12 protein-coding genes are annotated in these 14,986 nt (G+C 33.8%); 1 reads left to right on the top strand and 11 read right to left on the bottom strand.

Going from position 1 to position 14,986, the window contains the following annotated elements; genetic code table 11:
• Positions 1-64: 64 nt before the first annotated feature.
• The 5 genes from ACN0QX_RS10445 to ACN0QX_RS10425 all read right to left on the bottom strand — a co-directional run bounded on the left by ACN0QX_RS10445 (position 65) and on the right by ACN0QX_RS10425 (position 5,988).
• Positions 65-1,231 (bottom strand): tyrosine-type recombinase/integrase, encoded by a 1,167-nt coding sequence (locus tag ACN0QX_RS10445; protein ID WP_417196863.1) that lies wholly within the window; start codon positions 1,229-1,231, stop codon positions 65-67.
• Positions 1,232-1,445: 214 nt separating this feature from the next.
• On the bottom strand, positions 1,446-2,645 hold the full coding sequence (locus tag ACN0QX_RS10440) for a glutamate-5-semialdehyde dehydrogenase (protein ID WP_417196861.1): 1,200 nt from the start codon (positions 2,643-2,645) through the stop codon (positions 1,446-1,448).
• Positions 2,646-2,656: 11 nt separating this feature from the next.
• Positions 2,657-3,433 (bottom strand): glutamate 5-kinase, encoded by a 777-nt coding sequence (proB, locus tag ACN0QX_RS10435; RefSeq protein ID WP_248400640.1) that lies wholly within the window; start codon positions 3,431-3,433, stop codon positions 2,657-2,659.
• 4 nt (positions 3,434-3,437) lie between these two features.
• A complete protein-coding gene (gene proC / locus ACN0QX_RS10430) occupies positions 3,438-4,244 on the bottom strand; it encodes a pyrroline-5-carboxylate reductase (protein ID WP_376861928.1) in 807 nt (268 codons plus the stop codon).
• 307 nt (positions 4,245-4,551) lie between these two features.
• Positions 4,552-5,988 (bottom strand): glycosyltransferase, encoded by a 1,437-nt coding sequence (locus ACN0QX_RS10425; protein ID WP_417196858.1) that lies wholly within the window; start codon positions 5,986-5,988, stop codon positions 4,552-4,554.
• Between the two features lie 240 nt (positions 5,989-6,228).
• Here ACN0QX_RS10425 and ACN0QX_RS10420 point away from each other — a divergent pair, with 240 nt between their 5' ends.
• Entirely contained in the window at positions 6,229-8,418 is a 2,190-nt protein-coding gene (locus tag ACN0QX_RS10420; protein ID WP_417196856.1) for a response regulator, read from the top strand.
• Positions 8,419-8,614: 196 nt separating this feature from the next.
• On the opposite strand, the gene ACN0QX_RS10415 is transcribed toward ACN0QX_RS10420, so the two are convergent.
• The 6 genes from ACN0QX_RS10415 to fbaA form a co-directional block, all read right to left on the bottom strand.
• The gene (locus ACN0QX_RS10415) at positions 8,615-9,211 is read right to left on the bottom strand and encodes a hypothetical protein (RefSeq protein WP_417196854.1); all 597 of its coding nucleotides are present in this window, start codon (positions 9,209-9,211) and stop codon (positions 8,615-8,617) included.
• Positions 9,212-9,383: 172 nt separating this feature from the next.
• On the bottom strand, positions 9,384-9,788 hold the full coding sequence (locus ACN0QX_RS10410) for a hypothetical protein (RefSeq protein WP_248395653.1): 405 nt from the start codon (positions 9,786-9,788) through the stop codon (positions 9,384-9,386).
• Between the two features lie 249 nt (positions 9,789-10,037).
• The gene (locus ACN0QX_RS10405) at positions 10,038-12,293 is read right to left on the bottom strand and encodes a polyribonucleotide nucleotidyltransferase (protein ID WP_417196852.1); all 2,256 of its coding nucleotides are present in this window, start codon (positions 12,291-12,293) and stop codon (positions 10,038-10,040) included.
• Between the two features lie 183 nt (positions 12,294-12,476).
• A complete protein-coding gene (gene rpsO, locus ACN0QX_RS10400) occupies positions 12,477-12,746 on the bottom strand; it encodes a 30S ribosomal protein S15 (protein ID WP_248395647.1) in 270 nt (89 codons plus the stop codon).
• A 147-nt stretch (positions 12,747-12,893) separates the two neighbouring features.
• A complete protein-coding gene (gene accD, locus ACN0QX_RS10395; RefSeq protein ID WP_376861910.1) occupies positions 12,894-13,751 on the bottom strand; it encodes an acetyl-CoA carboxylase, carboxyltransferase subunit beta in 858 nt (285 codons plus the stop codon).
• 125 nt (positions 13,752-13,876) lie between these two features.
• Entirely contained in the window at positions 13,877-14,944 is a 1,068-nt protein-coding gene (gene fbaA, locus ACN0QX_RS10390; protein WP_248395642.1) for a class II fructose-bisphosphate aldolase, read from the bottom strand.
• Positions 14,945-14,986 lie beyond the last annotated feature (42 nt).

Below are 14,986 nucleotides of genomic sequence, written 5' to 3'. Positions count from 1 at the left end.
GTTTTTTTCAATGACCGCTAACTCGTTATATAGTAACTTTTATTACTTATATCCCGTAAATATGTCAGGATATAGTAAGTTTTGAGTTACCGTTATCCCGTAAAGATAATTTTTTTACAGCAGTATCCAAAGGGCTATTTATTTGCTGTAAATCTTTTTTTGTAACCTGCGTATAAATCATAGTGGTTTCTGGCCTGCTGTGTCCTAAAAGCTCTTGTATATACCGAATATCTGTTCCTTGTTCCAACATATGCGTGGCATAACTATGCCGCAGTGTATGAGGTGTGACATGTTTTGTTATTCCCGCAGCTTTAGTACTTTTCCTTAAAAAAGAGCGAATTGATTCCGGACTATATTTACCGTTTTTTGGGTTTTCAATAAAGTATGTTTTTGGTTTGTAGGCGGAATAATAGTTTTTTAATAATGGAAATAAACTTTCGGCTATGGTTGTATATCTGTCTTTTCTGCCTTTTGAATTTTGTATATGTAATAATTTCCGATTAAAATCAAAATCAGAAAGTTTTAGGTTTATAATTTCTCCAATTCGTAATCCAGATCCATATAGCATGCCTATTGTAATACGATGCTTTAAGTTTCTAGTCGCTTTTAATATAAGTAGCACTTCTTCAATATTTAAAATAACAGGTAATTTTTTATCTTTTTTAGGCATAAAAATTTTATCTGTATCTATGGAGCACGCTGGATAAAAATAAGCAAAATGCTTAAAGGCACTTACCATTTGTCTATGTGTGCTAATGGCATAATTTAATTTTTCTACAGCCCATTCAATATAGTGCCTCACGTCATTTTCGTTGAGGTTGTTTACCGGTTTGGAATCTGTAAAGCGCAAAAATTCGAGTATAAATCCGCCATACGAAGCTATTGTACTTGCACTAAATCTTTTACCTTTAAGGAATGTTAAAAAATGTCGATAAACTAGCGTTTTTTCTTGATTTAAAGGTTTTAGCTCTAATTTAACACCCTTGCTATAACGTGGCACACTCCTTTCATTTTGTTTTTCTAAAAGCCGTATACCTGATTTTTTAAGGTGGTTTTTAAAATCCTCCAGTCTAACTTCATCATAATAAATATAAAATGTTCTATGTGTTTTTGTCCAATAAACTCCTTTAAATTTTTTTATATATTCTTTTGTTTCAAAATTATAAGCAAATTTTATGGCAATGCAGCTTTTTGCATTATGTGTAAATGGTTCTAGAGTTATGGCGTTCATGCTTGTGTATTAATATGTTACACCTAAAGATAAGAAAAAAAGCCTATCCATAGTAAGGTGTAATTTTTAATAAAATTGCCTTTTTTATAATATTCTAGGCTGTTGTCATGCCAGTAAACGTCTAATTTGTGTATTTACATTCTTACATATCGTATAACAAAAAAAACGGCATCAGTTTTAACCAATGCCGTTTGTAACATGTTTAAATTATTGTTTAAACGCGTACATGGCCATCGCCAAATACATAATATTTATTGGTTACCAATTGTTTTAAGCCTAATGGTCCGCGGTGATGCAGTTTGTCCGTGCTTATGGCTAATTCGGCGCCAACACCCATTTGTCCTCCATCGGTAAATCGGGTAGAAGCATTGTGGTAAACCGCAGCGCTGTCTATTTCTTGCATGAAGGAGGCTGCTTCGTTTTTGTTTTCTGTTATTATGGTGGAGGAATGTCCTCCAGAATATTTGTTTATGGTTTCTATGGCTTCATCTAATCCATCCACTTCGGCTACTAATAATTTCATGGCTAGGAATTCTTCGTACCAGGTATCTTCGTTTGGTATTTGGGTTTCCTTGGTTAAAATCTGTCCTATTTTTTTATCCACAACTAACGATACACCAACATGCTCTAATATTTTTTGGAGTGCTGTTACTTTCGCTTCGTAATTAGAAATATTTTTATCAATTAATACTTTATCTAATGCATTGCATCCTGAAATTTTATCAGTTTTTGCATTTATAATCACTTTTACGGCTTTTTCCCAATCCGCACCTTTAGAAACATATAAAAAGTTGTTGCCACGTCCTGAAATTAAAACGGCACAGGTAGCGTGGTCCTTTACAAACTTAATTAAACGTTCGCCACCACGAGGTACAATTAAATCGATTTTCTCTGTTGGGTTTCTTAAAAATTCCTGTGTTTCTTCACGCTTTAAATGCAATAGTTTAATCCAATCTTTAGATAAGCCATTTTCTTCTAATGCTTCATGCCAGCATTTTTCTAAAATGAGATTACTATTAATAGCTTCTTTTCCACCTTTTAGTAAAATTTTATTGTTGGCTTTAAACGCTAAAACAGCAGCTTCAATAGTAACGTCTGGTCGGGATTCATATATAATCATAATCGTCCCAAATGGAGCTGTTTTATTGGTAATTTGTAAACCAGTATCCAACGTCATATCTGAAATAGTGGCACCAACAGGGTCGTCTTGTTCACGTACTTCTGTAATAGCCTGAATCATACCATCCACTTTAGCGTTGTTAACCACTAGTCGGTCGTATAAGGCTTGATCGTCTTTATCAAAAGCATCTAAATCTTGCTTGTTGGCTTTAATGATGTTGTCTCGTTCGCGATCAATAATTTTAATCATTGCATTTAAAACGTCATTTTTTTTATCTGTATGTAATAATTCCATGTGTGTTGTTTTTAGTGAATAAATTTGGTTCCTACTTCCTTGTTGTCAAGAATATCAACAATTACGTTTGCTCGTTTTCCATTGGCAATATATGTTGGAATATCCTTTTGTGCTGTGCCTTTTGCAATTCGTAATTTGGATGCCATACCACCACGACCTTCGCCTTCTTTTTTACCTGAAGCTTTTACGTATTGTTCCACATTTTGATTAAACGAAACCTCATTAATCTTTATGGAATCTTCATCATCTGGATGCCCAGTGTAAAGGCCATCCGTATCTGATAATATTATTAAACGGTCTGCATCAATTAATTCTGCTACCAAACTAGCCAACTCATCATTATCAGTAAACATAGACATGGTTATGGAAACGGCATCATCTTCATTGGCAATTGGCACAATACCTTCAGATAATAGGCCTTCATAACAATTAATCATATTTTCACGGTGTTTGCCAGGGTCAAAATCGCGTTTTGTTGCTAAAACTTGTGCGCAGCGCATACCATAGTCATGGAAAAGGCTATAATAATGACGCATCATTCTTGGTTGACCAACGGCCGAATAAACTTGGCGTCTAATAGATTTATCCGTGAGACTCATTTTACCTAGAACCTCTTTTCCAGCAATTGCCGAACCTGAAGAAACTAGAACTACCATAACATCGCGCTCATAAAGCACAGCTATCTGGCGAACCAATTCTCTTAAAACAGGTCCTAAAATTCGGTTGTCCTTATTGGTTAATACGTTTGTTCCTACTTTTACTACTACGCGCTTAATGTCGTCGTCCATCATTTTATTTTTCTTTTCCTAATTCTATTGCTCTATCAAATGCGGCATAAGCGGCATCTTCAATAAGCTGTTTTACATTATTATCGTCCATAGAGTCTATGGCTGCTTGTGTGGTTCCACCCTTACTAGCTACACGGTTAATCCATGTTTCTGGTGAAATATCTGATTGATTAAATAATTCAATAGCACCTTCAAAGGTGTTGCTTACTAATACTTTAGAATCATAAGCAGAGAAGCCCATTTTTAAAGCAGCATCCAGCATAGATTGCATAAAGTAGAACACATAAGCTGGTCCACTTCCTGAAATACCGGTTGAGGCATCAATGAAATTTTCTGTATCCACATGTATGGAGGTTCCTGTCGTATCTAGTAAATTCCGAACCATAATCAATTCTACTTTAGAAACTTCAGGAGATTCGGTATAAGATGTAACACCTTTTCCAACTTTTGCTGGTAAATTTGGCATAGCCCGTACTACTTTAGTTGCACCGAGTTGGGTTTTAATCGTGTCTATAGTTACACCAGCCATTAGTGATACAAATATTTGCTGATCGTTAATTTGTGATGCCATGGTTTTAAATAAGTCCTCAATGTGGTAAGGTTTTACGGCAAGAAATACAATATCTGCTATTGGTAAACAATCTTCTAAATTATCGTAAACATCAAAATGTGGTTCTTTATTTAATCTTGTAATTTTTTTAGGATCCGTATCATATATCTTCAGATTGTGTTTTCCTAAAAGAGACGATGCCGCCATACCTTCGGAATAAGTTAATCCCATATTTCCTGCTCCAATTACTAATACTTTCATGTTTTTGTAAGGTGTTGATTATCATTATTAATTGGTGTGTAGTGTACAAGGACTATACGGAAGACCCGAATAATAAAGTTAATTTTAAAAAATCCTATATACATGTGTTTTAGGGGTAATGTTTAGTGAATTCATAAAAAAACCAAACATTTGTTGCGAAATATGTATTTTGTAATTTTGTTGAAACTGACAAAAAGGTGACAGGCTGTCGGGAATTCACTGGTTTTTGATCAAGTGATCACAAGGCTGTGCCAAAAAAAGGCCCTACAATTTCTTGTAAGGCTTGATGTTTTTAATCTAGAATCTATTATTTTTTTTCTGCTAATCCGCGTGTTAACCAACCACGTCTACTTGCTGTTGCAATAGCATAAGGTGCTATCCAAAACAGACCAAATGTGTAAAGAATACTATAGGTATATGCCCAAAAAGATTCTTTTATTTCGTAGCGATGTGCATAAAATAAAACCGAAAATGTTGAGGTTACTAAAATACTTAATAGGGTAGAACCCAAAAATAATAAAGGGTGCATTAAAACAAAGAATAACATAAATAGCACGAATGGATATGTCATGATAATTCTAGAGAATTGACTAATAAATAACAGTCGCGTTCCAAACTTACTTTCATTTTTAAAATTGGTGAACACATATTTTGCCATATTAATATTTTCGCGCACGTTACTGCGTCCCCATCTTATAAACATTTTATATAACCCAGGATATTCTTCGGGAACATTTGTATACGCAACAGCATTTCGCTGAAATAGTACATGCTTACCTTGTTTTAGTATCATATTCGTCATGGCACGATCTTCGCCAATGTCTGACGGTTGTCCCATAAATGTTTGGTTAATCCAATCGGGTAAACACTTAAAAACAGCGGTGTTTCTATAAGCAGCCAATGCGCCAGGTGTACATAAAACGGAATTTAACCTGCTTTCGGCAGAACGGACAAATTCAAAACTCATTACAAAACTCACATCCAGCATTTTTGGAAGCATGGCTTTTTTATTATTCAAAACACGAATATTACCAGCTACTGCACCACAATTTTCATCGGTTATAAACGGACTAACCAAATTACGTAAGGTGTTTTGGTCTACAACAGAATCACTATCCACAGTTACAAAAATAGCACCAGTACCTAAATTAAACCCACGATATAAAGCATGACGTTTTCCTTTATTTTCTGGTTGTTGAAGGATTTCTAATCGGTTTCCAAGCTGTTTTTTGGCATCCACCATCCAATCCCAAGTATCATCTAAACTTCCATCATCAATAGCTAAAAGCTGTATTTTATCTTGGGGATAATCACTTTTAGACAAACTCATTAAGGTATCCCAAACTTGTTTGCCTTCGTTATAGGCAGGAACGATTATGGTAACTGTTGGTAATTTTTCATCCGAAACAGATACCACAGCGCGATACTTAAAATAATTATATGCCATAAAAATGACATAAAAGACTTTAAATATAAATAGAATTCCGGCTGTAATCATAAATGTTAAACCAATAATGGAGCTTCTACGGTCTGCATTAAATTGCTCAAAATCATTATGAAAAACGGTAAATAAATAAACACCCATAGCAATAAACACCAACGTGCTAATTAATGTAATCCTATTATAAACGTTTTGGGTTTTATCACTTCCAATAAATGTTTGGCTTAAAAAAGCTTTTAATTTTTGAAGGTTTGTTATTTTGGTATGTAATGATTTTGACGAGCGTGTACTTTTTTGGGCCATGTATTTTGGGGTTGTTTAAAATTAATGTCTTTTAGGTATGTACGATTAGAAATTAACTTTAGACCCTTTTTAGTATTTTTTTAAGAAAAAAACGGCGTTTTAGCAGGTTGGAACCAAAAGCCGCAGAATATATTTTTATTTTCAGCCTATTTCTATCTGAATATTTACTTTTATCGGATTTTAACGACGTTTTATCTGAAAAAAAGGCTTTATTTTGTAAGTCCCAAATTAGGATTAGAAATGATTCCAACTACTAAAAATATATTCTTAATATTTTCATTTATTTTTAATTTGTCTTTTTCTTTTATCCAAGAATTAAACAACGAAAAAAAAGGTGTAGCTAAAAAAATTACTAGATTTATTGACTCTTCAAGAGTGTTTTTTAATTCTTCTGAATATGATAAATCTTTAGAAAAAGCTAAAAAGGCACTTTCTTTAGCACTTAAGCATAATGACAATAGACAGATAGCCATAACTTATAACTTAATAGGTTTAAACTTCTCCCAAGTAGCTGATGATGGCAATGCTATTGACTATTTTAATAAATCGCTCATTTACGCAACCAAGATACAAAATGACACAATTTTAAGTTGGGTTTATAGCAACCTTGGTAATTTATACGCTTTTAATAAAAAGGACACTGAAACCGGAATAAAATATTATTTAAAGGCAATAAATCACTCTGAAAATATAAGCAAGGTTGAATATTTATACAACCTTGTAAATTTGGCAACTACGTATATTAGCATTGAAAGTTATGAAGAAGCTCAAGCTTTATTACTTGAAATAAAGCCGCATTTACATGAATTTGAAGCGGAAAGCGAGTTAAAATACTATTATTATTACTTAACAGGAAACTACCATGAATGGCACAAATTCTATGCTTTAGCAGAAGAAAATTATTTAAAAGCCTATGAAATTTGTCTTCAAAAAGCCAAAAACTTTCCTAATTCGCACGAATTAGAAATTTATCAATTGCTAACGGATTTTTACAAAAAAACCAATGCCATTGATAAGTCTGAAAAATTTGCTCATAAATCAGACTCTTTACAAAAAGTACTACAAGATTTAGAACAGAATGAAAACATTAGACTGTTAAGACAAAAAATTGGGAAAGTAGAGGCCGAAAAAGAAATTCAAGATCAAAAATTTAATAATCTAAAATTGCTATCTATTTTAGTAATTGTCGTTTTTTTAGCCACACTATTACTGCTGTATTATCAATTTAAATTGAATAAAATACGACAAATTACTAATGAAGAATTAACACATGCCAACGAGGCTTTATTGGTAGCCAAAGAAAAAGCTGAGGAAGCCACGCTTTTAAAAACGCAGTTTGTTTCTACCATTAGCCACGAATTACGCACGCCACTTTATGGCGTTATTGGGATTACAGATATTATTGAAACCGAGCACAAAGAACTAGAAAACAGCCCGCATTTAAAAGCACTTAAATTTTCTGCTAATTACCTTTTAGCATTAGTTAATGATGTTTTAAAGGTTCATAAATTTGAAGAAAATAGGGTGGTTCTGGATAATAACCTGTTTGATATTGAAGAAAAGCTATACACCATTAAGGATTCACTTATGGTAATTGCCAAAAAACACCGCAATAAAATTGTGGTCGAGGTGGACTCTAAAATACCACAATTTGTTTTAGGAGATTCTATCCGATTATCTCAAATTATTATCAATTTAGTAAGTAATTCTTTAAAGTTTACTACCGATGGTACGGTTACCATTACAGCAAAGTTGGAAAGCCAAGAGGCACATTTAGTTTATATTTGCTTTACAATTTCAGATACTGGTGTTGGAATTCCATTAGAATATCAAGATAAAATTTTCGAGAAATTTGTCCAGATTAATAGAAAAGAGGATGATTATCAAGGTACAGGAATAGGTTTAAGTATCGTTAAAAATTTGGTAACATTATTTAAAGGAACCATTTCATTACAAAGTGAAGAAAACGTTGGTACGTCGGTTGAATTTACAATTCCGTTGGCGTATGAAAAGGACAGCCAAGAAAAGCCCATAAATAAAACGGATAATCCCTTATTGGATGAGTTTGGTTTAAAAGTACTTTTGGTGGAAGATAATAAGATAAACCAAATGGTTACTAAAAAGCTTTTGGAAAATAATAATTATACATGTGAAATTGCCGATGATGGTTTTATGGCTTTGGAACTGTTAAAGAACACCACTTATGATGCTATATTAATGGACATCAATATGCCAAAAATTAACGGTTATGAAACCACAAAGCTTATTAGAGAACAAGGGATTGAAATTCCAATAATTGCTCTAACAGCTTTTGAAAGAGAAGAAGTCTATGATACGGCAATAGCATCCGGAATAGATGATATTATTGCCAAACCTTTTGATACGCGAAAACTATTGCAGATGATCCAAAAGTATTCATCTAAAATCTAGTTTAATTCCACATTGGTTTTACTTCCAAATCGGAAATAGGCTTATAAACTGCATGGTTTAAGGGGTTTGTATTGCTATAACTTATATGAGGTTCCAATTGGATTAGGCTATGATTTCGTTGAGTGAAAATCCGAGAGGATTTAAGTTACTAGGTTATAACTTGCAATAAGATATGTGTGTGGTTGTAAGAAGTGCTTTATTTTCTTTTCATCGCAATATTTTCGTGAACCCATTTAACTTCATCTTTCGGGTCAATTTCCCCAACTTTACTGCTACATCTGCTAAAGGTTGCTGCTGGAAAATCATAAGGATTACTATCGTCAAAATATGGTCCAACGACACCGAGCATCCATCCATTTTCCGCAGCCCAATGTGGTTTATTTGTCATATACCTAAATACGTGATAATATACGTTATTCCCATCAAAATCTATTTTTACTTTTTCAAGATGTTTTATGTCATCAGATACTTTGTCTAATTCAGTTGGAAATTCAAGCCAATTGACCATTTTGCTTTCTGCACCACTTTCAATTGTCAAATATTCTTTAGGGAACAGCTCCGTTTTATTATGTTTAGATAGTATTTGGTAAGTCAATTCACGAGTCTTATTATCTTTGGCATAATTCAAAACATCTTCTTCTTTTATTTTTTCTTTGTTTTCTAATTTTTCGACAAGTGGTTTAATTCTAGCAAATCTCAACTTGTGAGTTTTTGCGCTTTCTTTTTTGAATGCAAAATATCTGTAAAGTATAAACAGAATAATAATTGCAATAACTATAAATATTATTTTCATATGCAGGTTTTTCGCATCAACTACAATGTTTATGTTTAAGAATAATGCGAATTTGTATCAGAGGATTTTCGTTCCGAAAATCGGATTAAAGCAAACATGCACTTCCTATTAATTAAATATTAAAACAAGCATTTAATATACATAGTGTTGTAACACGTTTTTTATTTCTCAATTAGCCTTTTTTGGGTTTAATATCAAAACCATCTAATTTTTCTAACCAATTCGGACCATCTATATTCATTTTTACGGTTTCTAAAAGATATCTTTCTCTTTTTACGTTATAACTGTATGCTTCTAATATTTTTTGTTCAGTATCCATTATGTAACTTAAATCCAAGTCTTTGTCGGCATAAATCCTATAAGTTATTTTCTCATCTACTTTGAACCGATGATTATATATAAGATTTTTTACTTCATCTCCAATGTCATTCATTGTTACGAGGTTAGATTCTACTCTAACATCTTTGTTCTGATTTATAAAGATATTAATATAGAAAGAATTACTAGAATTCGATTCTTGTGCAAAGAAGACATTACTAACTAACGCTAAAACGATAAATAATATGCTTTTTCTCATAATGTGTATTTTAAATGGATTAATATACTTTTGGTATTTCAAATTATTTTTTAATTTGTAAAAATAGAAGCTACATTCTCAAATATAACTTTCAAATTGTTTATTTTCTTGGTTCGGTTAAAGGTGTTACAACGTAAAGATAATTTTATTTATGGCATTCTCCAATTGGCTTTTGGTAAACATTTTAAATAAAAAAAGCCTATTCATTAATTTGAATAGGCTTTTATATATAGATTATAAAAAGAATTATTAGTCCTTCTTGTCGTCTCTTGGTTTTCTGTCATCACGACGATTATCACGACCTCTGCTGTTGTCACGAGAACCTCTGTTATCACGTCCACCTGAACGTTTGTCGTCTCTTGGTGGTCTTTCTACAAACCCTTCTGGTTTTGGTAAAATAGCCTTACGCGATACTTTTTCTTTACGTGTTCTAGAATCTATCCCGAAATACTTCACATCAAAAACATCGCCCATGTTTACCACATCAGATACATTTTCTGTACGTTCCCAAGCTAATTCGCTTACGTGTAATAACACTTCGTTTCCAGGTGCATCTGTATACTCCACAACGGCACCAAAATCTAACATTTTAATGACTTTTACTTCATATATGCTGCCAACTGTAGGTTTGAATAGAATAGCATCAATTTTTGCCATAACCGCATCAATACCTTTTTTACCAACGCCTAATATTTCAACAATACCTTCTTCCGTTACAGGATCTTCGTTAATAACTATGGTTGTATCGGTTTCTTTTTGCATTTCCTGAATCACTTTTCCACCAGGTCCAATTAAAGCCCCAATGAATTCGTTAGGAATACGTCTGGTTACCATAGTTGGAGCATGTTCCTTAACTTCTGCATTTGGTTTAGCAATTGTTTCAACTAGTTTTTCTAAAATATGTAAACGGCCTTCACGAGCTTGTTTTAATGCATTTACTAAAATCTCATAAGAAAGACCTTTTACTTTAATATCCATTTGGCAAGCAGTAATACCATCTGCAGTTCCTGTTACTTTAAAATCCATATCTCCTAAATGATCTTCATCACCTAAAATATCAGATAATACAGCATATTTACCAGAAGCAGCATCAGAAATTAATCCCATAGCAATACCAGATACAGGCTTAATCATTTGTACACCAGCATCCATTAGTGCCATAGTTCCTGCACAAACAGTTGCCATAGAAGAGGAGCCGTTAGATTCCAATACTTCTGAAACTATACGCACTGTATACGGACTTTCATCTGGTACCATTCCTTTTAAAGCACGTTGCGCTAAGTTACCATGACCTACCTCTCTACGAGAAGTTCCACGAATTGGTCTTGCTTCACCTGTACAAAATGGTGGGAAGTTATAATGTAAATAGAAACGCTCTTCACCTTCTTGCGATGGCATATCTATTTGATTAGCATCTCTAGATGTTCCTAAAGTTACTGTAGCTAAAGCTTGTGTTTCTCCACGTGTAAAAAGAGCAGAACCGTGTGTAGATGGTAAGTAATCTACTTCACACCAAATTGGTCTAATTTCATCCGTTTTTCTACCATCTAAACGCAATCCTTCATTTAAGGTTAAATCACGAATAGCTGCTTTTTCAGCTTTGCGGTAATATTCAGATACTAATCCGCCGTAATCTTCTAATTCTTCTTCAGAAAATGTGGCTTTAATATCTTCTTTTATTTGTTGAAATGCATCACTTCGTTCATGTTTAGCCGATCCAGCTTTTGCAATAGCATACACTTTATCGTAAGCCATGTCATACACTTTTTTCTCTAAATCTTCATCGGTTCTTTCTGGTTCATATTCACGAACGGCTTTTTTTCCAAATGCTTCAGCTAACCTTACTTGAGCGTCACATTGAATTTTAATAGCTTCATGGGCAAATTTAATAGCATCTGCCATTTCTTCTTCAGAAATTTCATCCATTTCACCTTCCACCATCATTACAGAGTCAGCAGAAGCACCAATCATCATGTCAATATCAGATTCTGCTAATTGCGCCAATGTTGGGTTAATAATGAATTCACCATTAATACGGCCAACTCGTGCTTCAGAGATTGGACATTCAAAAGGTAAATCGGATAATTGAATAGCAGCAGAAGCAGCTAATCCAGCCATAGCGTCTGGCATAACATTTTCGTCATGAGACATTAACTGAATCATCACCTGTGTTTCAGAATGATAATCTTTTGGGAATAATGGACGTAAAACACGATCTACTAAACGCATGGTTAATACTTCGCCATCACTAGGTCTTGCTTCTCTTTTAAAGAAACCTCCTGGGTAACGACCTGCAGCAGCAAATTTTTCACGATAATCTACCGTTAAGGGTAAAAAATTAAGGTCTTTTTGTTCGTAGTTGGAAACAACTGTACATAATAACATACATTTTCCTGACTGCACAACAACGCTACCGTGAGCTTGTTTTGCTAATTTTCCTGTTTCGATGGAAATTTCTCTGCCATCACCAAGGTCAATGACCTCTCTAAATACTTTTGGAATCATAAATTTTTAATTCTAATTAAACAATGGTCGTTGTGTTGTTGTAGTTGTTGTGTGTATGTGACCAATGAAAAACCTTTAGTCCCAAACTTATTTCGGGATCTAGCTTCTTATTTACGAATTTTATACGCTTACGATTGCGTTATGTTTAAAACAAAAAAGAGGCGCGAAGCCTCTTAAATGTGATTATTTTCTTAATCCTAATTCCTTAATAATAGCACGATATCTTAAGATATCTTTCTTAATTAAGTAATCTAGTAATGCACGACGCTTACCAACTAACATTACTAATGAACGCTCCGTATTGTAATCTTTACGATTCGTTTTTAAGTGCTGTGTTAAATGCTCGATGCGTTGTGTAAATAATGCAATTTGGCCTTCTGCGCTTCCAGTATCGGTTTTTCCGTTACCGTGTTTTGCGAAAAGCTCTTGCTTTTCTTCTTTTGATAAATACATTCTAATATTATTGTAAATGATTGTTATGTATATGAAAGTTTTTCTTTCAAGCTGCAAATATAGTAAATTTTAATTATTCAGCCGTTTTTTGTTTGAAAAAGTCCCACGCTGTTTTTTAGGGCATTAGCTACTAATTAGTAACCCTAATTATGCTCTTAATGGCTGATTGGTAATTAAATCAATATATAAGTTCACTTTGTTTTTTAAATTTTTACGGTGTGAAATAAAATCCAAGAAACCGTGTTCTAATAAAAATTCCGATGTTTGGAAATCTTCTGGTAAATCTTGTCCTGTGGTATCACGAACTACGCGTGGTCCAGCAAATCCAATTAAAGCACCTGGTTCTGCAATATTAATATCGCCTAACATGGCAAAAGAGGCGGTTGTTCCGCCGGTTGTTGGATCTGTACATAAAGATATATACGGTATGCCAGCATCTGCTAATTGTGCCAAAACAACCGAGGTTTTTGCCAATTGCATTAAGGATAAAGCGGCTTCCATCATACGTGCACCTCCAGATTTGGAGATAATCATGAACGGTATTTTTTTCTTTAAAGCATATTGTCCAGCTCGTGCTATTTTTTCGCCAACCACAGACCCCATAGAACCGCCTATAAATGAGAAATCCATACAGGCAACGACTAAATCGTTTCCTTTAGATTTTCCAACGGCTGTACGAACAGCGTCTTGAAGTTTGGTTTTTTCTTGAGCCGCTTTTAAACGGTCTGGATACTTTTTAGTGTCTTCAAATTTCAAAGGATCTTTAGATTCTAATTTAGCATCTAATTCCTTGAATTTATTATCGTCAAATAAGATTTTGAAGTATTCGTTACTCCCAATTCTTACGTGATAACCGTCTTCAGGACTCACGTAAAAGTTTTGCTCTAATTCTTTAGCATCAACAATTTTTCCTGTTGGCGATTTATACCACAACCCTTTGGGTGTGTCTTTCTTTTGCTCCGTAGAGGTTTGAATTCCTTTTTCTTTTCGTTTAAACCAAGACATAGTGCTTAACGATTTTAAGTTATGCGAGTAACGGTTTTCACTATTAAAAGCCGTTAGTATTCGCGTTAGTTAGACAAGCAAAATTACACGTTTAATTTGAAATGCGTGTTTTTTGCGCTTTTATTTTATAAAGTGTTCACGTTGTTCAAGTCTTCAAAAGCCTTCTTTAAACGTGCAACAAATGTTTCTTCACCTTTACGTAGCCAAACGCGCGGATCGTAATATTTTTTATTTGGCACATCATCGCCATCTGGATTTCCTATTTGTGTTTGTAAATAAGCTTGTTTTTCTATAATGTAATCACGAACGCCAGATGTAAAGGCATATTGCATATCCGTGTCAATATTCATTTTAATAACACCATAACCAATGGCTTCGCGAATTTCTTCAACTGTACTTCCAGATCCTCCATGAAAAACAAAATCAATATGGTTATGTTCTACATTAAATTTTTCTGAAATATGTGCTTGCGAATTTTTAAGAATTTTTGGCGTTAATTTTACATTCCCAGGTTTGTAAACACCATGTACATTTCCGAAGGCTGCTGCAATTGTAAATTGATCGCTTACTTTACTTAATTCTTCATAGGCGTAAGCAACTTCATCGGGTTGTGTGTATAATTTAGAATCGTCCACATCCGTATTATCTACACCATCTTCTTCACCACCTGTAATACCTAATTCAATTTCAAGGGTCATGCCCATTTTGCTCATGCGCTCTAAATAGCGTTTGCAAATTTCTATGTTTTCCTCAATTGGCTCTTCACTTAAATCAATCATGTGCGAGCTGTAAAGTGGTTTACCAGTTTCTTTAAAATGCACTTCACTAGCATCCAATAAACCATCTATCCAAGGCAATAGTTTTTTAGCACAATGATCGGTATGTAAAATAACCGGAACACCGTAGGCTTCTGCCATTAGATGCACATGTTTAGCACCTGCAATGCAACCAGCAATAGCGGCTTTTTGATTTTCATTACTTAAGCCTTTTCCAGCATTAAAAACACCACCACCATTTGAAAATTGAATAATTACGGGCGCATTTAAATCTCTAGCCGTTTCCAGAACACCATTTATTGAGTTGGAACCAACAACATTTACAGCTGGTAAGGCAAAGCCTTTTTCTTTAGCTAACTTAAAAATGGCTTGAACTTCGTGTCCAGTAGCAACGCCTGGTTTAATAGAATGTGACATAATTTGTGGTTTTAAAGAAACAAAAATAATAAAATTAATAGC

It is taken from the genome of Bizionia sp., from assembly GCF_048259285.1.
Lineage (GTDB): Bacteria > Bacteroidota > Bacteroidia > Flavobacteriales > Flavobacteriaceae > Algorimicrobium > Algorimicrobium hallyeonense.
Note: the sequence above shows the minus strand (reverse complement) of the source record. Positions and strands in the feature narration are given on the sequence as shown.